18 protein-coding genes are annotated in these 20,888 nt (G+C 72.2%); 9 read left to right on the top strand and 9 right to left on the bottom strand.

Translation table 11 applies throughout. The features are described 5' to 3' along the window. Window positions 1-69: 69 nt before the first annotated feature. Both Cba03nite_RS03160 and guaB read right to left on the bottom strand, forming a co-directional pair. Complete coding sequence (locus tag Cba03nite_RS03160) at window positions 70-1,209, bottom strand: GuaB3 family IMP dehydrogenase-related protein (RefSeq protein WP_203741554.1); 1,140 nt, start codon at window positions 1,207-1,209, stop codon at window positions 70-72. 39 nt (window positions 1,210-1,248) lie between these two features. Then, the gene (guaB, locus tag Cba03nite_RS03165; protein ID WP_203741556.1) at window positions 1,249-2,736 is read right to left on the bottom strand and encodes an IMP dehydrogenase; all 1,488 of its coding nucleotides are present in this window, start codon (window positions 2,734-2,736) and stop codon (window positions 1,249-1,251) included. Window positions 2,737-2,952: 216 nt separating this feature from the next. Here guaB and Cba03nite_RS03170 point away from each other — a divergent pair, with 216 nt between their 5' ends. Beyond that, window positions 2,953-3,333 (top strand): DUF5319 domain-containing protein, encoded by a 381-nt coding sequence (locus tag Cba03nite_RS03170; protein WP_203741558.1) that lies wholly within the window; start codon window positions 2,953-2,955, stop codon window positions 3,331-3,333. A 71-nt stretch (window positions 3,334-3,404) separates the two neighbouring features. On the opposite strand, the gene Cba03nite_RS03175 is transcribed toward Cba03nite_RS03170, so the two are convergent. Continuing rightward, a complete protein-coding gene (locus Cba03nite_RS03175; RefSeq protein ID WP_203741560.1) occupies window positions 3,405-4,184 on the bottom strand; it encodes a helix-turn-helix transcriptional regulator in 780 nt (259 codons plus the stop codon). 201 nt (window positions 4,185-4,385) lie between these two features. Here Cba03nite_RS03175 and Cba03nite_RS03180 point away from each other — a divergent pair, with 201 nt between their 5' ends. Then, on the top strand, window positions 4,386-4,751 hold the full coding sequence (locus Cba03nite_RS03180; protein ID WP_203741562.1) for a WhiB family transcriptional regulator: 366 nt from the start codon (window positions 4,386-4,388) through the stop codon (window positions 4,749-4,751). Here the strand turns inward: Cba03nite_RS03180 and Cba03nite_RS03185 are convergent. The 4 genes from Cba03nite_RS03185 to groES form a co-directional block, all read right to left on the bottom strand. Beyond that, on the bottom strand, window positions 4,732-6,273 hold the full coding sequence (locus tag Cba03nite_RS03185; RefSeq protein WP_203741564.1) for a molybdopterin-dependent oxidoreductase: 1,542 nt from the start codon (window positions 6,271-6,273) through the stop codon (window positions 4,732-4,734). The two genes, Cba03nite_RS03180 and Cba03nite_RS03185, sit on opposite strands and share 20 nt — an antisense overlap. A 209-nt stretch (window positions 6,274-6,482) precedes the next feature. Then, window positions 6,483-7,379 (bottom strand): hypothetical protein, encoded by an 897-nt coding sequence (locus tag Cba03nite_RS03190; RefSeq protein WP_203741566.1) that lies wholly within the window; start codon window positions 7,377-7,379, stop codon window positions 6,483-6,485. A 101-nt stretch (window positions 7,380-7,480) separates the two neighbouring features. Then, window positions 7,481-9,130, bottom strand: a complete 1,650-nt coding sequence (gene groL / locus Cba03nite_RS03195; RefSeq protein WP_203741568.1) for a chaperonin GroEL — start codon at window positions 9,128-9,130, stop codon at window positions 7,481-7,483. A gap of 68 nt (window positions 9,131-9,198) precedes the next feature. Beyond that, the gene (gene groES, locus Cba03nite_RS03200; protein ID WP_428835559.1) at window positions 9,199-9,507 is read right to left on the bottom strand and encodes a co-chaperone GroES; all 309 of its coding nucleotides are present in this window, start codon (window positions 9,505-9,507) and stop codon (window positions 9,199-9,201) included. Window positions 9,508-9,779: 272 nt separating this feature from the next. Between groES and Cba03nite_RS03205 the strand changes: the two genes are divergently transcribed. From Cba03nite_RS03205 to Cba03nite_RS03235, 7 genes are all read left to right on the top strand, one after another. After that, a complete protein-coding gene (locus Cba03nite_RS03205) occupies window positions 9,780-10,943 on the top strand; it encodes a class I SAM-dependent methyltransferase (protein WP_203741570.1) in 1,164 nt (387 codons plus the stop codon). A gap of 161 nt (window positions 10,944-11,104) precedes the next feature. Then, window positions 11,105-11,584 carry a Cys-tRNA(Pro) deacylase gene (gene ybaK, locus Cba03nite_RS03210; protein WP_203741578.1) on the top strand — a complete coding sequence of 160 codons (480 nt, stop codon included), beginning with the start codon at window positions 11,105-11,107 and terminating at the stop codon, window positions 11,582-11,584. Between the two features lie 383 nt (window positions 11,585-11,967). Then, window positions 11,968-13,056 carry a sugar ABC transporter substrate-binding protein gene (locus tag Cba03nite_RS03215; RefSeq protein WP_203741580.1) on the top strand — a complete coding sequence of 363 codons (1,089 nt, stop codon included), beginning with the start codon at window positions 11,968-11,970 and terminating at the stop codon, window positions 13,054-13,056. Between the two features lie 94 nt (window positions 13,057-13,150). Continuing rightward, window positions 13,151-13,924 carry an ATP-binding cassette domain-containing protein gene (locus Cba03nite_RS03220; RefSeq protein ID WP_203742082.1) on the top strand — a complete coding sequence of 258 codons (774 nt, stop codon included), beginning with the start codon at window positions 13,151-13,153 and terminating at the stop codon, window positions 13,922-13,924. Continuing rightward, window positions 13,921-15,177: a sugar ABC transporter permease gene (locus Cba03nite_RS03225; RefSeq protein WP_203741582.1), complete on the top strand. Its 1,257-nt coding sequence runs from the start codon at window positions 13,921-13,923 to the stop codon at window positions 15,175-15,177. Before Cba03nite_RS03220 ends, Cba03nite_RS03225 begins: the two co-directional genes overlap by 4 nt. A 27-nt stretch (window positions 15,178-15,204) precedes the next feature. Next, the gene (locus Cba03nite_RS03230; RefSeq protein ID WP_203741590.1) at window positions 15,205-16,392 is read left to right on the top strand and encodes an ROK family transcriptional regulator; all 1,188 of its coding nucleotides are present in this window, start codon (window positions 15,205-15,207) and stop codon (window positions 16,390-16,392) included. A gap of 53 nt (window positions 16,393-16,445) precedes the next feature. Further along, window positions 16,446-17,447 carry a DNA adenine methylase gene (locus Cba03nite_RS03235; protein ID WP_203741592.1) on the top strand — a complete coding sequence of 334 codons (1,002 nt, stop codon included), beginning with the start codon at window positions 16,446-16,448 and terminating at the stop codon, window positions 17,445-17,447. On the opposite strand, the gene Cba03nite_RS03240 is transcribed toward Cba03nite_RS03235, so the two are convergent. Next, complete coding sequence (locus Cba03nite_RS03240; protein ID WP_203741594.1) at window positions 17,414-19,150, bottom strand: ABC transporter ATP-binding protein; 1,737 nt, start codon at window positions 19,148-19,150, stop codon at window positions 17,414-17,416. The genes Cba03nite_RS03235 and Cba03nite_RS03240 overlap by 34 nt on opposite strands. Continuing rightward, window positions 19,147-20,847, bottom strand: a complete 1,701-nt coding sequence (locus tag Cba03nite_RS03245) for an ABC transporter ATP-binding protein (protein WP_203741597.1) — start codon at window positions 20,845-20,847, stop codon at window positions 19,147-19,149. Before Cba03nite_RS03245 ends, Cba03nite_RS03240 begins: the two co-directional genes overlap by 4 nt. Window positions 20,848-20,888 lie beyond the last annotated feature (41 nt).

Raw genomic sequence — 20,888 nt, forward strand, 5'->3', positions numbered from 1 at the left:
CCTCACATGATCAAAGCTCCCGCCATGCTGTTCTCACAGCAAGACGGGAGCTTCGGTCGCGAACGGGGCTCAGCGGTCGAGCATCAGGCCGACCTTCTGGAACTCCTTCAGGTCGCGGTAGCCGCACTTGGCCATGGCCCGCTTGAGGCCGCCGAACAGGTTCAGCAGGCCGTCGGGGTCGGTGGCCGGGCCGAACAGCACCTGCTCCAGCGAGCCCAGCGGCTCCGGGGTCAGCCCGATCGAGCCGCGCGGCAGCTTCGGGTGGCTGGCCGACGGGTGCCACCACAGGCCGTTGCCGGGCATGCCCTCGGCCAGCGACAGCGGCGCGCCGAGCATGACCGCGTCCGCGCCGCAGCCCAGCGCCTTGGCGATGTCGCCCGACGTGTGCAGGTCGCCGTCGGCGATGAGGTGCACGTACCGGCCGCCGGTCTCGTCCAGGTAGTCCCGCCGCGCCGCGGCCGCGTCGGCGATCGCGGTGGCCATCGGCACCCGGATGCCCAGCACGGTGTCCGTGGTGGTCAGGTGGTCCGCGCCGATGCCGACGATGACGCCGGCCGCGCCGGTGCGCATCAGGTGCAGCGCCGTCTGGTAGTTCGTGCAGCCGCCGACGATGACCGGCAGGTCCAGGTCGGCGATGAACTCCTTCAGGTTCAGCGGCTCGTCCACCGTGGAGACGTGCTCGGCGGAGACGAGGGTGCCCTGGATGACCAGCAGGTCCACCCCGGAGTCCAGGATGACCGGCGCCAGCGCCAGGGTGTGCTGCGGCGAGACCCGGACCGCGACGGTGACGTTGCCGCCGCCGTCTGCGGCCATGGCGCGCATCTCGCGCACCCGCTCCGCGATCAGCTCCGGCTTGATCGGCTCGGCCGCGTAGAGCTGCTGCAGCCGGGCGGTCATGTTCTCCTCGTCGCCCGCCTCGGCCAGCGCCTCCAGCTGCTTGCGCGGGTCCTCGTAGCGGGTCCACAGGCCCTCGACGTTGAGCACGCCGAGGCCGCCGAGCCGGCCGAGCGCGACCGCCGAGGCCGGGCTCATCGTGGCGTCGGACGGGTGGGCCACGCACGGGATGCCGAACTTGTACGCGTCGAGCTGCCAGTTCGTCGAGACGTCGTCCACATCGCGGGTACGGCGGCTCGGCACGATCGCGATGTCATCCAGGTGGTAGCCGCGCTGCGCGGTCTTCCCCTGGCCTATCTCGACGATGTCACGCACGGTTGGTCCTCTCCGAGGTTCGCTTCAGCATGGCAGAACCTACCGCGAGTGGTAGTTCGGCGCTTCCACGGTCATCTGGATGTCGTGCGGGTGGGACTCCTTCAGGCCGGCCGCGGTGATCCGGACGAGCTGGCCGTGCTCGCGCAGCTGCGCGATGTCGGCCGCGCCGCAGTAGAACTGCGCCTGGCGCAGGCCGCCGACCAGCTGGTGGGCCACCGTGGCCAGGGTGCCGCGGTAGGGCACCTGGCCCTCGACGCCCTCCGGGATCAGCTTGTCCGCCTGGGTGACGTCGGCCTGGAAGTAGCGGTCCCGGGAGTAGGACTGGGCGGCCGGGCCGCGGGCCGCCATCGCGCCCAGCGAGCCCATGCCGCGGTACGCCTTGAACTGCTTGCCGTTCATGAAGACCAGGTCGCCGGGCGACTCCTCGCAGCCGGCCAGCAGCTGGCCGAGCATCACGGTCTCGGCGCCCGCCACGATCGCCTTGGCGATGTCGCCGGAGTACTGGATGCCGCCGTCGCCGATCACCGGCACGCCGGCGGGCGCGCAGGCCCGGGCCGCCTCCATGATCGCGGTGATCTGCGGGACGCCGACGCCGGCCACGATGCGGGTGGTGCAGATGGCGCCCGGCCCGACGCCGACCTTCACGCCGTCGGCACCCGCCTCGACCAGCGCCTTCGCGGCGGCGTACGTGGCGACGTTGCCGCCCACGACGTCGACCTCGGTCTCCTTCTTCAACCGCGCGACCAGCTCCGCCACCGCCCGGTTGTGCCCGTGCGCGGTGTCCACCATGACCACGTCGACGCCCGCGTCGACCAGCGCCCGTGCCCGCTTGTAGCCGTCCTCGCCCACGCCCACCGCGGCGGCGACCCGCAGCCGGCCCGCGGCGTCCTTGGTCGCCAGCGGGAACTGCTCGGTCTTCACGAAGTCCTTGACGGTGATCAGCCCGCGCAGCCGCCCCGACTCGTCGACCAGCGGCAGCTTCTCCACCTTGTGACTGCGCAGCAGCGCCAGCGCCTGCTCCTTGGACGCCCCGACCGGCGCGGTGATCAGCGGCATGGGAGTCATCACGTCGCGCACCCGGGTCGACATGTCGCTGACGAAGCGCATGTCGCGGTTGGTGACGATGCCGACCAGCGTGCCGTCCGCGTTCGTGACCGGCAGCCCGGAGATGCGGTAGCGGGCGCACATCGCGTCCACGTCGCGCAGCGTGTCGTCGGGCGAGCAGGTCACCGGGTTGGTGATCATACCGGACTCGGACCGCTTCACCAGGTCGACCTGGGCCGCCTGGTCCTCCACGGAGAGGTTGCGGTGCAGCACGCCGATGCCGCCCTGGCGCGCCATGGCGATCGCCATCCGGGCCTCGGTGACGGTGTCCATCGCGCTGGACACCAGCGGGATCTGCAGGGTGACGTTGCGGGTCAGCCGGGTCTGCGTGGTCACCTGGCTGGGGATCAGGTCCGACTCCCCTGGCACCAGCAGCACGTCGTCGAAGGTGAGGCCGAGTGGGATCTCGCGGGCGGCGTCCATTTTTGTCCCCCTGGGTCCGGAGCGCGGGCATATTGGCGTGATCGGGCTCGAATGAATGTTACCCAGCGTGCTGATGAGTCTCGAACTCGCCCGACCGCGGGATGCGCTGAGTCACTCGGGTGGCCCGCCCGGGGCACTCGACGGCATCGCGATCTGTCGCTGACGCGCGGGGGACTCATGCCCCCGCTGCCGCGCCGAGAGGACTAACGTGAAGGGGTGCAGCACGACGAGCCCATTGACCCCTTCCACGGGGACCCGACCGACCCCACGGCGGGCCTCTCGGACCCCGAGGGCGACACGTACGGCGAGCTCTCCACGCAGGAGCGCGCCGACCTGCTCGCCGACCTCGCCGAGCTCGAGGTGTACCAGGTGCTGCTCTCTCCCAAGGGCATCCGGGGCCTGGTCGTGGACTGCGAGGACTGCCGCGAACCGCACTACTTCGACTGGGACCTGCTGCGCGGCAACCTGCGCCACCTGCTCGACTCGGGCCGCCCGCGGGTGCACGAGCCCGCCTACGACCCCGACCCCGACCACTACGTCACCTGGGAGTACGCGCGCGGCTACGCCGACGCCGTCGACGACATGGTCGAGGAGTAACCGCTCCCCACGGATGACCGAAGCTCCCGCCACGCTGCCGGAACAGCCTGGCGGGAGCTTCGTCCGTCAGGTCAGAAGACCAGGCCCGCCCGGAAACCGGCGGCCACCGCGTGGGCGCGGTCGCGCGCGCCCAGCTTGCGGAACAGGCGTCTGGCGTGCGTCTTCACGGTGTCCTCGGAGACGAACAGGTCCCGGCCGATCTCGGCGTTGCTCTGCCCGTCGGCCATGCCCCGCAGCACCTGCAGCTCCCGCTCGGTCAGCGTGACCGACCGGGCCGGGCGCACCGGCGGGGCCTCCCCCGCCTGATCACCACGCTGGACGGGCACCACCGCGGACGGCATTGCCGCGGCCGGGCGGTTCGCGTACGGCACGGACATCCCCGGACCGGCTGGCGGCATGGGCCGCCCCGGACCGGCGGGCGCCCTGGTCGCCCCGGCCATCACCCCGGCGACCGCCGGGCGGGCGGCGTCGGCGGTGCGCGCGGCGGGCCGGCTGACCAGCAGCAGGGCCTTGGCGGCGGTGCTCACCGGATCGGGCTCGGTGCCGCCGATGAGCCCCCGGGCCCCGGCGCGGATGGCGGCCTGCGCCGTCGCCGGCTCCTCCGGCCCGAACAGCAGCAGGACCGTATGCGGCACCGCGGCCATCACCTTCCGCGTGAATCCGACCGTGTCCGGTCGGGTCAGCGCCGTGTCCGCCAGCACGATCCCGGCCGGGAACGCGGCGAGCTGCGCTATGGCCTCAGCGGCGCTGGTCGCGGTACGTACGCCCGCGGCCACCCCCAGGCGCTCGGCGCACGAGGCGATGGTCGCGGCCGCCGCGGCGGTGCGGACGCAAACGAGGACGGTCTGCACGGTGATCCCCCTCTCTCCTGCGAAGAAGACCACGAGACACCCAGATCATTACGCACTTTCCGGGGATTCCGTCGAAAACTCAGTCCAGCTCTACCTGATCATCCACTGGATGGCGACAAGTGGACGTACATGGCGTAACGTGCTGACGTTGTCCTAAATCTCTTCGCTTGACCCCAAGCCTCCCATCCCCTAGGAGGTCACATGGCTCACTTCCGCAGACTTCCCGGTCCGATAGCCGACGTTTGGGACTGGCAGCACCACGGCGCGTGCAAAGGCCGTGACAGCCTGCAGTTTTTCCACCCCGATGGTGAGAGAGGCTCATCTAGGGGCCGCCGCGAGAATGCGGCGAAACAGGTGTGCGGGCGGTGCCCGGTCCGCGCCGAGTGCGCCGCGCACGCCCTCCTCACCCGCGAGCCGTACGGCGTCTGGGGCGGTTTCACCGAGCACGAGCGGCACCGCCTCCTCCAGATCGGCTGGCGCGACGTCGCCGACCGCCGCGGTGACCGCGTGGACGTGCAGCGGCTCGAATCCCGCCTGTCCGCCTCGGTCAGCGCACCTGCACGCTGATCGTGTGCCAGCCCGTCGCCCCGTCCGGGAACGGATCGAGGCGCGTCTCCGGCTGCACCTGACCGGTGCTGTCGGCGGCGCGCACCGCCAGCGTGTGCGGGCCCGGCGTGGCGTCCCACCGGAAGGTCCACTGCCGCCAGGTGTCCGGTGACACCGTGCCCGCCGGGTCGGCGGGCTGCCACGGGCCGTCGTCGACGCGTACCTCCACCGCGGTGACCCCGCGGTGCTGCGCCCAGGCGACCCCGGCCACCACGACCGTGCCCGCGTCGACCGTGCCCCCGTCGCGGGGCGTGTCGATGCGGGACTCGGTCTTGATCGGGCCCTGCGCCGCCCAGCCCCGGCGCACCCAGTACGCGTCGAAGTCGGCGAAGGAGGACAGCTCCAGCTCGGTGACCCACTTGGTGGCGCTGACGTAGCCGTACAGGCCCGGCACCACCATCCGTACCGGGAAGCCGTGCTCGACCGGCAGCGGCTCGCCGTTCATCGCGACGGCGAGCATCGCGTCGCGCCCGTCGCGCAGCGCCGCGGTCGGCGTGCCACAGGTCCAGCCGTCCGCCGAGCGGCTCACCACCTGGTCCGCGCCGTCCAGCGGCCCGGCCTCGTCCAGCAGGTCCTTCAGCGGCACGCCCAGCCAGCGCGCGTTGCCGATCAGGTCCCCACCCACCTCGTTGGAGACGCACGCCAGCGTCACGTACCGCTCGATCATCGGACGGGCCAGCAGCTGCTCGTAGGTGAGCGTCAACGGCCGGGCCACCCGCCCGTGGATGCGCAGCTGCCACGTCGCCGGGTCCACCTGCGGCACCACCAGCGCGGTGTCGATGCGGTAGAAGGTGTCGTTCGGGGTCACGAACTCGGAGAGCCCGTTGACCGGCGGGTCCACCGTGCCCGGCAGCGGCGGTGCCGGGCTGGCCGGGGCGGGCAGCTTGATCTCCCCGCGCGCCTGCTGCACGCCCTGGCGCGCGGCCAGCGTCCGGCCGAGGAAGCCCACCACGGCCGCCGCCCCGAACCCGGCCACGCTCAACCGCAGGAACCGCCGCCGCCCGGCCTCCAGAGCCTTCGGGTCCTCGATCACCGGTGCTTCACCGGCACCCTCCGCGGCAGTCGCCGCGCGGAGCAGCAGGCGCAGCACGGCGACGGCGGCGGCCGCGCCGAGCAGCGACGGCAGCACCGCCGCCGGGCCCGCGTTCGGGCGGGTGACCGCGGCGGCTGCGCCGACCAGGCCGAACAGGGCGATCCCGGCCACGCCCCAGCGGAAGTCCCGGCGCGCCGCCAGGCCGACCAGCGCCGCGAACACCGCCAGCAGCAGGGCCGTCCCGATCAGCAGGGCGATCTTGTCGTACACCCCGAACAGGCTGATCGCGAAGGCCTTCACCGGCTCCGGGACGGCGTCCACCACCACGCCGCCCACCGCGATCAACGGGGCACTGCGCGGCCCCGTCCATACCGCGACCAGCTCACCCAGGCCCACCGCCACCGCGGCGGCGGCGAGCCCCGCCACGACCGCACGTCTCCGACTCACCACGCCTGCCAGTCTGCGCCCCGCGCCCCGCCCCAGACCATGCCCGAACGCCTTACCGATCCCTTACCGACCCCGTCGCCCCTGCGGGCCGCCAGTTTCGGGGAAAGTGCAGCCGTCCCGCCACCCGAAGCTGCAGTTTCCCCGAAACTGCAGCCGGCCCAGCCGGCCCAGCCGGGGCCCGGCCGGCCAGCGCGGGACGGGCGGGGCGCCGGTCAGGTGAGGGGGATGGTGACGGCGATGTTGGGGGGTGCGTCGAAGCTGCCGTGGATGACGCTGAAGGACAGGCGCACCTCGGTCACCTCGGGTCCGAGGACGCCGTCGAACACGATGGTGCCGGTCGCCTCACCGTCGGCGGGCACGGTCTGCGGCCAGTCGCCCGCGGCCGGGTCCGGCTGGAGCGTCCGGCCCGGGGCGGTGAGCTGGGCACGGCCGAACACGGGCAGCGTCAGCGCGTCCCCGCCGCTGTTCACCCCACGGATCTTGACCTTGGTGGCCTGGCTGGTGACCTCGACGCTCAGCACGGTGATGGTGAGCGGCCCGCCCGTCTCGGAGACCTCCTCCGCCAGCCGCTCCTGCCCGGTCTCCTGGCCCTTCTTGATCCACGGCGGGGTGGCGAACTCGTTCAGCTGCTGCACGGCGGCCTGCATCGCGGTGGTCGCCAGGTAGCCGCCGCCCGCGCACAGGCCGAGCAGCAGCACGGCGGTCAGCACCAGCCCGGCTCCGCCGCGCCGGGGAGGCGTCGCGCCGCTCGCCGGACGGGCCGCTGCCGCGCCGGCCGGGTAGCCGCCGTGAACGCCGCCGGGAGCCGGTGTCCCGCCGTACCCCACAGGTGCCGGACCGCCGTGGCCCGGGGTGCCGCCACCGCCGGGCGTCGCCGGATAGGCGCCGACCGCCGCCGGTGTGGCGCTCTTGCCGGCGTTGCTCTTGGCGAGGTCGATGGCGCCCAGCAGCAGCGCCACGAGCAGGCCGACACCGCCCGAGATGAGCAGCGCCTTGGACCTGCTGACCTCGGCCGCGGTCAGGTAGTCGGTCAGCCCCGTGCCCAGGGTCGCCACTACGTAGGCGAGCCCCACGAAGCCGAAGTACCGCACGAGCCCGCGCCCTGTCATGGCAGGGACCTTATCGACGGGCGCCGTCGTCACCAACGACGGAAAGACGACAGCGGGCCCCGGCCGGAGCCGGGACCCGCTGTGCGGTCAGCCGTACGGGCTCAGAAGCCCGGCCCGTGCTGGTGGCCGTGGCCGTGGCCGTGCGAGTGGCCGTGGCCCCCGCCGTTCGCCTCCGCCTTGGCCGGCTTCTCCACCACCAGGGACTCGGTGGTGAGCAGCAGGCCCGCGATCGACGCGGCGTTGATGGCCGCGTTGCGGGTCACCTTCACCGGGTCCACGATGCCGGACTTGGCCAGGTCGACGAACTCGCCCTTGGCCGCGTCGAGGCCGTGGCCCCAGTCGCTCGCGGCGACCTTCTGCACGATGACGTAGCCGTCGTGGCCGGCGTTCTGCGCGATCCAGCGCAGGGGCTCGACCAGCGACTTGCGCACGATCGACACGCCGACCTTCTCGTCGCCGGTCAGGCCCAGGTCGTCGTCGAGCACGCTCGCGATCTGGGTGAGCGCCGCGCCGCCGCCGGGCACGATGCCCTCCTCGACCGCCGCGCGGGTGGCCGCGATGGCGTCCTCGATGCGGTGCTTGCGCTCCTTCATCTCGACCTCGGTCGCGGCGCCGACCTTGATGACGGCGATGCCGCCGGACAGCTTGGCCAGGCGCTCGCCCAGCTTCTCCTTGTCCCAGTCGGAGTCCGAAGCCTCGATCTCCTTGCGGATCTGCGAGACGCGGGCGTCGACCTCGGCCTTCGCGCCGGTGCCGTCCACGATCGTGGTGGTGTCCTTGGTGATCACGGCGCGGCGCGCCTGGCCCAGGGACTCCAGGCCGACCGAGTCGAGCTTGTAGCCCAGCTCGGGCGCGATCAGCTCACCGCCGGTGAGCACGGCCAGGTCCTGCAGCATCGCCTTGCGGCGGTCGCCGAACCCGGGCGCCTTCACCGCGGCGACCTTGACGGTCTTGCGGATCGAGTTCACCACGAGGGTGCTCAGCGCCTGGCCGTCCACGTCCTCGGCCACGATCAGCAGCGGCTTGCTGGTCTGCAGGACCTTCTCCAGCAGCGGCAGCAGCTCCTCGATCGCGGAGATCTTGCTGGTGGTGATGAGGATGTACGGGTCGTCCAGCACCGCCTCGCCCGACTCGGGGTCGGTCACGAAGTGCGGCGAGATGAAGCCCTTGTCGAACTGCATACCCTCGGTGACGTCGAGCTCGGTGGACATGGTCGAGCCCTCCTCGACGGTGATCACACCGTCGCGGCCGACCTTGTCCATCGCCTCGGCGATCAGCTCGCCGATCGTGGCGTCCTGCGCCGAGATGGTCGCGACCTGCGCGATGTCCGACTTGTCGGCCACCGCCACGGCCTTGCCCAGCAGCGCGTCGCTGACCTTGGTCACCGCCGCGTCGATGCCGCGCTTGAGACCGGTCGGGTTGGCGCCGGCCGCCACGTTGCGCAGGCCCTCGCGGACCATCGCCTGGGCCAGCACGGTCGCCGTGGTGGTGCCGTCGCCGGCGACGTCGTTGGTCTTGGTCGCCACCTCCTTGACCAGCTGCGCGCCCAGGTTCTCGTACGGGCTGGACAGCTCGATCTCCTTGGCGATGGTCACACCGTCGTTGGTGATCGTGGGCGCGCCGAACTTCTTGTCGAGCACCACGTTGCGGCCCTTCGGGCCCAGCGTGACCTTGACCGCGTCGGCGAGCGCGTTGACCCCGTGCTCCAGCAGGTGGCGGGCGTCGTCGGAGAAGCTAAGGATCTTCGGCATCAATCGTCTCCCTTAAACGTCACGATGCCCCGGCTCGCCCGTGAGGGCGGGCCGGGGCATCGCACAGATCACTTCTCGACGACCGCGAGGACGTCGCGGGCGGAGAGCAGCAGGTACTCCTCGCCGGCGTACTTGACCTCGGTGCCGCCGTACTTCGAGTAGATGACCTTGTCACCCACCTTGACGTCGACCGGGATGCGGTTGCCCTTGTCGTCGACGCGGCCCGGACCGACCGCCAGGACGGTGCCCTCCTGCGGCTTCTCCTTGGCGGTGTCGGGGATCACGAGGCCCGACGCGGTGGTGGTCTCAGCCTCGTTCGCCTGGACCAGGATCCGGTCCTCGAGCGGCTTGATCGCAACCTTCGTCGCGGTAGTCACGAGCATACCCTCCTGGGGTATAGCCCCAGGTCCCGCGGCACGAGACCCAGGTGTTGTCTTCTGGTCGAGTAGGCCGCCCGGTGCGGCGCCGTCGTCGCGGGTGTCGGCGTCGCCGGGCGGTCGTGCGTTAGCACTCTGCATGGCAGGGTGCTAACTCGAACATTATGCCGGACCTAGCACTCAGTCAAGGAGAGTGCCAGCCGCCACTCAGTGAATTTATCCGATTCACCCTGGTGTCCGGCGCGCCCGGGAGGCGCTGCGAGAATCAGCCCGTGGATCTCGACCAGCTGGCGCTGCTGCGTACCCCCGACGGAGCGGCGGCGCTGGCGCTGGCCGCCGAGCTGGCCGGCGCCGACGAGCTGGCCGCCGCCTCGGCGCTGCGCGCCCGCGGCTTCCCACCCGGCCTGGCCGCCGCCGCGCTGACCCAGGTCACCCTGCGGGCCCGCGCGGGCGCCAAGTTCGGTGCCGACGCCCCGCGGGCCTTCCTCACCCGGGCCGGGCTGGAGCAGGCCACCCGCGAGATCGTCGCGGTACGCCGCGCCGCCCGGCTGCGTGCCGCCGGGGTGACCGCCCTGGCCGACCTGGGCTGCGGGCTCGGCGCCGACCTGCGCGCCGTCGCCGCCGCCGGGATCCGGGCCTACGGCGTCGACGCAGATCCCGTCACCGCCGCCTGCGCCGCCCTCAACGTGCCCGACGCCACCGTGACCTGCGGCGACGCTCGCGATTTCGACCTGAGCGCAGTCGACGCCGTCTTCTGCGACCCCGCCCGCCGCAGCGGCGGCCGCCGCGTCTTCCGCCCCGAGGACTACTCCCCGCCCTGGGACTGGGTGACCGCCCTGCCGCAGCGCGTCCCGAACACCGTGCTCAAGCTCGCCCCCGGCATCGACCAGGCCCTGCTGCCACCCGGCGCCGAGCTGGAACTCGTCTCCGTCGACGGCGACGTGGTCGAGGCCGCCGCCTGGTGCGGCCCCCTGGCCCGCGCCCCGCGCCGCGCCACCGTCTTCCGCGACGGCATGCCCCACGAACTCACCGGCACCGGCGAGGAAACGGCACCCGTCGGCCCCCCCGGCCGCTACGTCACCGACCCCGACGGCGCCGTCGTCCGCGCCCACCTGGTCGCCGAGCTGGCCGCCGCCCACTCCGCCCGCCTCGCCGACCCCACCATCGCCTACGTCTGGACCGACACCCCCGTGACCTCCCCCTTCGGCCGCTGCTTCGGGGTCGTCGACACCATGCCCTTCTCCCTCAAACGCCTCCGCGCCACCCTCCGCGAGCGCGGCATCGGCCGCCTGGAGATCCTCAAACGCGGCTCCGCCCTAGACGTCGAACAACTCCGCCGCGACCTCCGCCTGACCGGCCCCAACCCCCTCACCCTCCTCCTAACCCGCATCTCCGCCACCCCCACCGCCGTCCTCGCCCACCCGGTCGTGCGTTGATCATGAACTTATGGACGTGTTCGACGGCGTGTCGCCACCCCCACACCGTGATCACCACCGGCACTGCCACCCGCAGCTGGATCTAGATGAGTTGTGGTCGCCGGAGCGACAACAGGTCTCCTAGATCCGGGACTCTGGCAGGCGGGCGGTAGCATCGCGCCATGGCCAGCCAGGGGACGCCCGCGACGGCGCTGCTCACCAAGCAGAAGGTGACGCACACGCTGCACCCGTACGAGGTGTCGGCGGACTCCCCCAACTACGGCGCGCTGGTGGCCGAGGCGATCGGCGCCGACCCGGCCCGCGTGTTCAAGACGCTGGTCACCGAGGTCGACGGCAGGCTGACCGTGGCCGTGGTGCCGGTGACCGGCGAGATCGACCTGAAGGCGCTGGCCGCGGCGGCGGGCGGCAAGAAGGCGGCGATGGCCGACCGCGACCTGGCCGAGAAGACCACCGGCTACGTACGCGGCGGCATCAGCCCGCTCGGCCAGCGCAAGCGCCTGCCCACCGTGATCGACCAGTCGGCCCTGGACGGCGACGCCATGTACGTCTCCGCCGGCAAGCGCGGCCTCCAGCTCCAGCTGGCCCCCGCCGACCTGGTCCGCCTCACCCAGGCCGTCCTCGCCCCCATCGCCCGCCCCTGACCCACCCGCGCCGCCCTCTCCCGCGTACCCCCGAAGATCGTGACGATCTTGCGCGAAGTGTTAGGGATATGTCCTATTTGGGCGTGTCGCACCCACAGTCCGCGCAAGATCGGCGCGGGAGGGGGCGGGAGGGGTGGCGGGGCGGGAGGTGGTTTTGGGGGGTGGATCTTTGGTTACGGGGACGTTGCTGAATTGTTATTGCCAACAACAAACCCGGGGCTTGCGCGTTTGGTTTTGTTCCGCATACGTTGTCGCACACAACAAAACCCTTGTGACCGGCCTCACGCACCGCTGACAGCTCTGGCTTCGCCGGCCCGAACGGCCGAACACAACCGCACCACCGTTGAGTACACACCCCTGAATCCGAGAGGATTTGAGCAACGATGCGCAAAGGGATCCTGGCTCTGACCATGACGGGCGCCCTCGCCCTCACCGGTCTCGCCGCCTGTGCGGAAGACACCACCGACCCCGGTGCGGCGAAGACGCCGAAGATCGGCGTCATCCTGCCGGACAGCAAGTCCTCGGCCCGCTGGGAGACCGCGGACCGCAAGTACCTCGAGGAGGCCTTCAAGGCCGCCGGCGTGCAGTACGACATCCAGAACGCCCAGGGTGACAAGACCCAGTTCCAGTCGATCGCCGACCAGATGATCACCGGTGGCGTGACCGTCCTGGTCATCGTCAACCTGGACTCGGGCACCGGCAAGGCCGTGCTGGACAAGGCCAAGGCGCAGGGCATCCCGACCATCGACTACGACCGGCTCACGCTGGGCGGCGGCGCGGAGTACTACGTCTCCTTCGACAACGTCGCGGTCGGCCGCCTGCAGGGCGAGGGCCTGGTCAAGTGCCTCACCGAGAAGGGCGTCAAGAACCCGAACATCGCGCAGCTGAACGGCTCGCCGACGGACAACAACGCGACCCTGTTCAAGGAGGGCGGCGTCTCCGTCCTCAAGCCGAAGTACGACGCCAACGAGTACAAGCTCGTCGACGACCAGGCCGTGCCGGACTGGGACAACGCGCAGGGCGGCGTGATCTTCCAGCAGATGCTGACCAAGGCCAACGGCAAGATCGACGGCGTGCTCGCCGCGAACGACGGCCTGGGCAACGCGGCCATCTCCGTGCTGAAGACCAACAAGCTGAACGGCAAGGTCCCGGTCACCGGCCAGGACGCCACCGTGCAGGGTCTGCAGAACATCCTCGTCGGCGACCAGTGCATGACCGTGTACAAGGCCGTCAAGAAGGAGGCCACCGCGACCGCCGAGCTGGCGATCGCCCTGGCCAAGGGTGAGAAGAAGCAGGTCTCGCAGACCACCAAGGACTCCGAGTCCGGCAAGGACGTGCCCTCGGTGCTGCTGGAGCCGCAGGCGATCTACTTCAACAACGTGAAGGACGTCGTCACCGACGGCTACGTGACCAAGGACGAGCTGTGCACCGCCGACTTCGCGGCCAAGTGCACCGAGGCCGGCATCAGCTGACCTGACCGGTCGTGAACAGGCGTGGTCCCTGGGGACGCGAGTGCCCCGGGGACCACGCTTGTGGAACAAGCAGTAACCCCCTCGAACGGAGCCCCTGATGGGAACCCCTCTACTCGAACTGCGTGGGATCAACAAGAGCTTCGGCCCGGTGCAGGTGCTGCGGGACGTGGCCTTCACGGTTCAACCAGGCGAGGTCACCGCCCTCGTCGGCGACAACGGCGCCGGCAAGTCAACGCTGGTCAAGTGCATCGGCGGCATCTACCCCATCGACTCAGGCGACTACCTGATCGAGGGCAAGCAGGTCAGCGTGCACAGCCCGCGCGACGCCGCGCAGCTGGGCGTCGAGATCGTCTACCAGGACCTGGCGCTCTGCGACAACCTGGACATCGTCCAGAACATGTTCCTGGGCCGCGAGCGCCGCAGCGGCATGATCCTGGACGAGCCGACCATGGAGCAGCTCGCCTCGGAGACCCTGGCCAGCCTCTCGGTGCGGACGGTGAAGTCCGTACGCCAGCAGGTGTCCAGCCTCTCCGGCGGCCAGCGGCAGACGGTCGCCATCGCCAAGGCCGTGCTGTGGAACAGCAAGCTGGTCATCCTCGACGAGCCCACCGCCGCGCTCGGCGTCGCGCAGACCGCCCAGGTCCTGGAGCTGGTGCGCCGCCTCGCCGACAACGGCCTCGCCGTCGTCCTGATCTCGCACAACATGAACGACGTCTTCGCCGTCTCCGACCGGATCGCCGCGCTCTACCTGGGGCGGATGGCGGCGCAGGTCAAGACGACCGACGTCACCCACGCACAGGTGGTCGAGCTGATCACCTCGGGCCGCAGCGGCGCGCTCGGCCTCGCTGAGGAAGGAGCGGCGGCATGAGCGCCGTCACCAAGGAGCCCGCGACCGCCGTCGCGCCGCAGGCCGCCAGGGACGAGGGGATCCTGGGCTACCTGCGGGGGTACGGCCAGAAGGTGCGCGGCGGCGACATGGGCGCGCTGCCGGCGGTGCTCGGCCTGCTGGTGCTGTGCGTCGTCTTCGGCCTGGCCCGGCCCGTCTTCCTCACCGCGCCGAACTTCGCCAACCTGCTCACCCAGGCCGGCCCCGTCGTCGTCATCGCGATGGGTCTGGTCTTCGTGCTGCTGCTGGGCGAGATCGACCTCAGCGCCGGCTACACCTCGGGCGTGTGCGCCGCGGTGCTGGCCATCATGCTGACCACCCACGGCTACCCGTGGTACGTCGGCGTCGCCGCCGCGCTGGCCACCGGCCTGGTCATCGGCCTGCTGCTGGGCTTCCTGGTGGCCAAGGTCGGCATCCCGTCGTTCGTGGTCACCCTCGCCGCGTTCCTGGGCTTCCAGGGCACGGTGCTGTGGCTGCTCGACGAGGGCACCAACATCTCGGTGCGCGACAGTGTCATCATCTCGCTGGAGAACGAGTACCTGTCGCCGGCGGTGGGCTGGGGCCTGGCCGCGGTCACGGTGCTCGGTTTCGCCGCCGTCCAGCTGATCCAGCAGCGCAACCGGCGCCGGCGGGGCCTGAAGGCCGACCTGTGGCAGGTCGTCGCGTTCCGGGTGATCGGCCTGGCGGTGCTGGTCGGCTTCGCCGTCGCCATCCTCAACCAGGAGCGCAGCCGCAACCCGCTGTTCTCGCTCAAGGGTGTGCCGATCATCGTTCCGGTGGTGGGCGTCCTGCTGCTGCTGTGGACGTTCGTGCTGCGCCGCACCGCGTACGGCCGGCACATCTACGCGGTCGGCGGCAACAAGGAGGCGGCCCGCCGCGCCGGTATCGCCGTGGACCGCATCCGCATCTCCGCGTTCGTCATCTGCTCGTCGATGGCGGCGGTCGGCGGCGTGCTGCTGGCCAGCCAGGCGCGCTCGGTCGACCCCAACACCGGTGGCTCCAATGTGCTCCTCTACGCCGTCGCGGCGGCCGTCATCGGCGGCACCAGCCTCTTCGGCGGCAAGGGCCGCGTGCTCGACGCCGTGCTCGGCGGTCTGGTGATCACGATGATCATCAACGGCATGGGCCTCGTCGGGTGGAGTTCGGCATACAAGTACATTGCCACCGGCGTCGTGCTGCTGCTCGCCGCGAGTGTCGACGCGTTCTCGCGCAGACGCGCCGCCGCGAGCAGCTGACCGGCGTACACCGTCTACAGGAGAGTCATGCGAGCGGGACCGAGCCAGGAGGAGATCCGGCGGCAGAATCTGGGCGCGTTGCTGCGTTTCGTGCACGTGCGCGGCCAGATCTCGCGTGCCGAGCTCACCTCCGAACTCGGTCTCAACCGCTCCACCATCGGCGCCCTCACCGCTGACCTGGCCGGCGTCGGCCTGGTCAGCGAGGAGGCGCCGCGGGAGACCGGCCGGGCCGGGCGCCCGTCGCTGGTGGTGCGCCCCTCGTCCGATCTGGTCTACGCGTACGCCGCGAGCGTCGAGGTGGACCGGATCCGGGTGGCCCGGGTCGGGCTGGGCGGGGTGGTGCTGGACCAGCGCGAGGCGCCCCGCCCGCGCGGGGAGGCGATCGAGGCGGTGCGCCCGGTCGCCGAGTTCGTGAAGGACATGGCGGCCGACGTGCCGCCGCAGGCCCGCTGCATCGGGGCCGGGATCGCCGTGTGCGGGCTGGTCCGCCGCGAGGACGGCCTGGTCCGGCTCGGTCCGCACCTGGGCTGGATGGACGAGCCGCTCGGCCACGCCCTGCAGGACCACCTGCCCGAGCTGCTGCCGCAGGTCGCGGTCGGCAACGTGGCGGACCTGTGCGCGCTGGCCGAGCACACCCGCGGCGTCGCCGTGGGCTGCGCCAACCTCATCTACGTGTACGGCGACGTCGGCGTGGGCGCCGGCATCATCGCGGGCGGGCGGCGCGTCACCGGGCACGGCGGCTACGGCGGCGAGGTCGGCCACATGGTGGTCAACCCGCACGGGCGGGCCTGCGGCTGCGGCTCGCGCGGCTGCTGGGAGACCGAGATCGGCGAGCATGCCCTGCTGCGCGCGGCGGGCCGGGACTGCTCGCCCGGTGCGCCGATGGGCACCGACGCGGTGCTCTCCGTGGTGGACGCCGCCGCGCGCGGGGACGCCGCCGCGCAGACCGCGGTGCGCCAGGTCGGCGACTGGCTCGGCTTCGGCGTGGCGAACCTGGTCAACATCTTCAACCCCGAGCTGGTCATCTTCGGCGGCACGCTGCGCGACGTCTACCTGGCCGCCGCGGCGCAGGTGCGCAGCCGCCTGAACAGCATCGGGCTGCCCGCGACGCGCGAGCACGTGCGGCTGCGTACCCCCAAGCTGGGCAATGACGCGGCGCTGCTGGGCGCCGCGGAGCTGGCCTTCGAGCAGCTGCTGGCCGACCCGCTGGGCTGAGCGGCAATACCGGGCATGCCCCCGGCCATCCAGCACAATGGATGGTTGTGAGGGTGACCGAATCGTCCCGGCACGCCGCTTCCCTGCCCCGCCAGCCGGAATCGCACGTTCCCGTGCTGACGCCGTCGCGGCTGGCCGGGCTCGCCGACGTGCCGCACGCGCTGCCGTATCAGGGCAGCAAGCGCCGACTCGCGCACGCGATCGTGCCGCTGCTGCCCGCCGACACCGACCGGCTGCTGGAGCCGTTCGCCGGGTCGGCGGCGGTGACGATCGCCGCCCGCCATCTGCGCATCGGGCGCACCGCCGAGATCAGCGACCTCAACGTGCCGCTGATGCGGCTGTGGCAGCGGGTGCTGACCGAGCCGGGCGCGCTCGCCGACGACTACGCGCAGCTCTGGCACGCGCAGCAGGCCGACCCGCGGGCGTACTACGACGCGGTGCGCGACCGGTTCAACACCACCGGCGAGCCGCACTGCCTGCTCTACCTGCTGGCCCGCTGTGTGAAGGCCGCGGTGCGCTACAACCGCGAGGGCGGCTTCAACCAGGGCCCGGACAAGCGCCGCCTGGGCGCGCGCCCGGAGGTCATGCGCGTGCGGCTCACCGAGACCGCGCGGGTGCTGGCCGGGTGCCGCGCCTACGCCGCCGACTACGCCGACGTTCTGGTCCAGGCCGACCCCGCCGACGTCGTCTACCTGGACCCGCCCTACCAGGGCGTGAGCCGGGCCCGCGACCACCGTTACATGGCCGGGCTGCCGCGCGAGGCGTTCGTGGCGCGGCTGCGCGAGGCGGTCGCGGCGGGCACGTCGTTCGTGCTGTCCTACGACGGCCTGTCCCGCGAGCGCACCGGCGACCGTGCGTACGGCGAGCCGCTGCCCGGCGACCTCGGCCTGCTCCACCTGCACGTGGACGCGGGCACGTCCACGCAGGCCACCCTGCACGGCCGCCGCGCCCGCACGCTCGAATCCCTGTACCTCTCCCCCGCCCTGGTGGCCCGCCTCGGCGGCCCCGCCGCCGTCACCGGTCAGCTCTGCCAGGAGCGCCAGAGCGCGGCGTAGGAGCCGTCGGCGGCGACGAGGTCGTCGTGGGGGCCGAGTTCGATGATGCGGCCGTCCTCGACGACGGCGACGCGATCGGCGTCGTGGGCCGAGAAGAGGCGGTGCGCGATCGCGACGACGGTGCGCCCGTCCAGCACGGCGGCCAGGGAGCGTTCCAGGTGGCGGGCGGCGCGCGGGTCGATCAGCGAGGTGGCCTCGTCGAGCACCAGTGTGTGCGGGTCGGCCAGCACCAGCCGGGCCAGCGCGAGCTGCTGCGCCTGGGCGGGCGAGACCTCGTGCTTCCCGCTGCCTACCTCGGTGGCCAGGCCCGCGGGCAGGTCGTCGACCCAGTCCAGGGCGTCGACGGCGGCCAGCGCCCGGCGGATCTCGGCGTCGTCGGCGGACGGCTTGGCCAGGGCCAGGTTGTCCCGCAGCGTGCCCAGGAAGACGTGGTGCTCCTGGGTGACCAGCGCGACGTGGCCGCGCAGCTCCTCCAGCGGCAGCTCGACCAGGGGCGCGCCGCCGACCGCGACGGTGCCGGTGCGCGGCCCGTCGATGCCCGCGAGCAGCCGCCCCAGCGTCGACTTGCCCGCGCCGGACGGGCCGACCATGGCCAGCCGCTCGCCGGGGGCGATGGTCAGGTCGACGCCGTGCAGCACGTCGCGGCCCTGGGTGTACGCGTACCGCACGTCGCTCGCGGTGAGCCGCTCGGAGTCCGGCCGCGCGTCGCCGGGCGTGCGGTCGTCGCCGACCTCGGCCACGCCCAGCAGCCGGGCCAGCGACGTCGCGCCGACCTGCAGCTCGTCGGCCCAGCCGAGCAGCCGGTCGATCGGCTCGACGAGCTGCTGCACGTAGAACACCGCCGTGACGACCTGCGCCAGCTCGGCCCAGCCCTGGATGTAGAACCAGCCGCCGAGGAACAGCGTGGCCACCACCGGCAGCACGAAGCCGACCTCGACCACCGGCCAGAACACGGTGCGCAGCCCGAGCGTGCCCCGCTCGGCCAGGTACTGCTCGTGCAGGTCGTGGTCGGTGCGGGCGATGCGGCGGGCGCCGGTGCGCAGCGCCTCGGTGGTGCGCGCGCCGTCGAAGGTCTCGGTGAGCCCGTCGATGACCTCGGAGGAGGCGGCGTTCTCGCGCAGGTACGCCTTGGGGGCGCGGCGCAGGTACCACCGCGCGCCGCCGATGATGATCGGCGCGCCGACCAGGCAGGGCAGGGCCAGCAGCGGGGACAGCCAGATCAGCGCGCCCGCGGTCAGGATCAGGGTGACCGCGGCGATCAGGCTCTCCGGCACGCCGCGGCGCACGCTGTGGGACAGCTGCGCGACATCCCGGCTGGTACGCGTGACCAGGTCCCCCGTGCCCGCCCGTTCCACCGTGGACAGCGGAATGGCCAGCACCCGGTCCACGAACTCCTCGCGCAGCTCGGCCAGCACCCGCTCGCCCAGGTTCGCCGAGGAGAACGCGGCGAACCGGGTGAGCACTGCCTGCACCAGCACGAAGACCACCAGCGCGACGGCGATGCCGTCGACCGCCGACACGGTGGTGCCGTGCTCGATCGCGCCGATCAGCCGCCCCAGCAGGAACGGGGTGACCAGGCCCGCGAGCGCGGCCAGGCCGTGCAGCGCGACCACCCGGAACAGCGGGCCGGTGTGCCGCCTGGTCAGCCGCCGGGCGTAGCGGCGTACCGCGGGCGCGTCGGCGACGGGCAACTGCACCCTCATTCGACGCTCCTCGTGACCACGGCCCGGTAGCCGGGCTCGGCGGCCAGCAGCTCGCGGTGGGTGCCCTCGGCGGCGACCTTGCCGTCCTCCACGTACACCACGTGGTCGGCGCGGTCGAGCAGCAGCGGGCTGGTGGCCGCGACCAGGGTGGTCCGGCCCTGCCGCGCCTCGCCGAGCCGGCCGGCGATCCGGGCCTCGGTGTGCGCGTCCACGGCGCTGGTCGGCTCGACCAGGATCAGGATCGGCGGGTCCGCGACCAGGGCGCGGGCCAGCCGCAGCCGCTGCTGCTGGCCGCCGGAGAACTCCCGCCCCCGCTCGGCGACGAACGCGTCCAGCCCGCCGGGCAGCGCGTCCACGATCTCCTCGGCGGACGCGGCGTGCAGCGCCGCCGTGAGCCGCGCCTCGTCGCCGTGCCCGGCCGGGTCCAGCTCCTCGCGCAGCGGGCCGCTGAACAGCCGGGCGTTGTTGTCGGCGACCAGGATGCGGGCGCGCACCTCGTCGCGGGTGGCCTCGGCCAGCGGCACGCCGCCCAGGGTCACCTCGCCCTCGGCGTAGCGGCCGAGCCGGTCGGCGATCTCGATGGCGTCCTCGGGCCGGTCCGCGGCGAGCACGGTCAGCACGCCGGGGCGCAGCGTCAGGCCGGACTTCGCGTCGGCCAGCACGCCGTGCGCGGGCAGCTCCCGGGGCGCCGCCGGGCCGGTGATCTCCGGCTCCAGCCGCAGCACCTGCAGCACCCGGCCCGCCGACACGTGCCCGCGGGTCAGCTTCTCCAGCAGCTCGGCGAGCGTGCGCAACGGCATGATCAGGAACGCGGCGTATCCGTAGAAGCTGGCCAGCTCGCCGGGCTGGATCTCGCCGGTCACCGCCAGCCGCGCGCCGAGCCAGGTGACCAGCGCCAGGAACAGGCCCGGCATCAGCACCTGGATCGCCTCCAGCAGCGAGTCGATGCGCGCCGCCCGGATGCCCGCCGCGCGCAGCTCCTGCGACTGCTCCCGATACCGGTCGGCGAAGACCTGCTCGCCGCCGATGCCGCGCAGCACCCGCAGCCCGGCCACGATGTCGACGGCCCGCCCGGTGAGGGTGCCCTGCTGGTCGCGGTACGCCTGCTGGCGGCGGTGCAGCGGCTTGATGAGCAGGCTGACCACCGCCATCTGCACCGGCACGCCGAGCAGCACCACCAGGCCGAGCTTCACCGACGCGGTGAGCAGGATGACGGTGACGGTGATCAGGCTGACCACGGCGGCCGACCCGCGCGCGCTGATGTCGAGGGCGTTGCCGATGTGCGAGGTGTCGGCCGCGCCGATGGCGACCACCTCGCCCGTGGCCAGCCGCTTCGGCAGCGTCGCGCCCAGCCGGTTGGCGTGCCGCACCACGGCCTGCACGGTGCGGAAGTTCGCCGACATCCAGTTGAAGACGGCGTTGCGGTGGCGCATGATGCCGCTGCCCGCCTGCACCAGCCCCAGCAACAGGAACGCCCCGGCCCACTGGGCCAGGGCGGTGGTGTCGCGGGTGGTGATGCCGGCGTCGATGGCCTTGCCGATCACCATCGGCATCAGCGCCGCGGTGAGCATCCAGGTGATGCCGAAGAACATGCCGAACCCGATGGTCCGGGACTGATGCGAGGCCAGCCACCACAGGTATCTGGCGGCTGACCTGGTGTCGGGCGTGCCGGGATCGGCGACAGGTAAGGATCGCATAGCGGCGCTGAACTTACTAAAGCGGCGCCGGGAACGCCAGT

This window comes from Catellatospora bangladeshensis (assembly GCF_016862575.1).
GTDB lineage: Bacteria > Actinomycetota > Actinomycetes > Mycobacteriales > Micromonosporaceae > Catellatospora > Catellatospora bangladeshensis.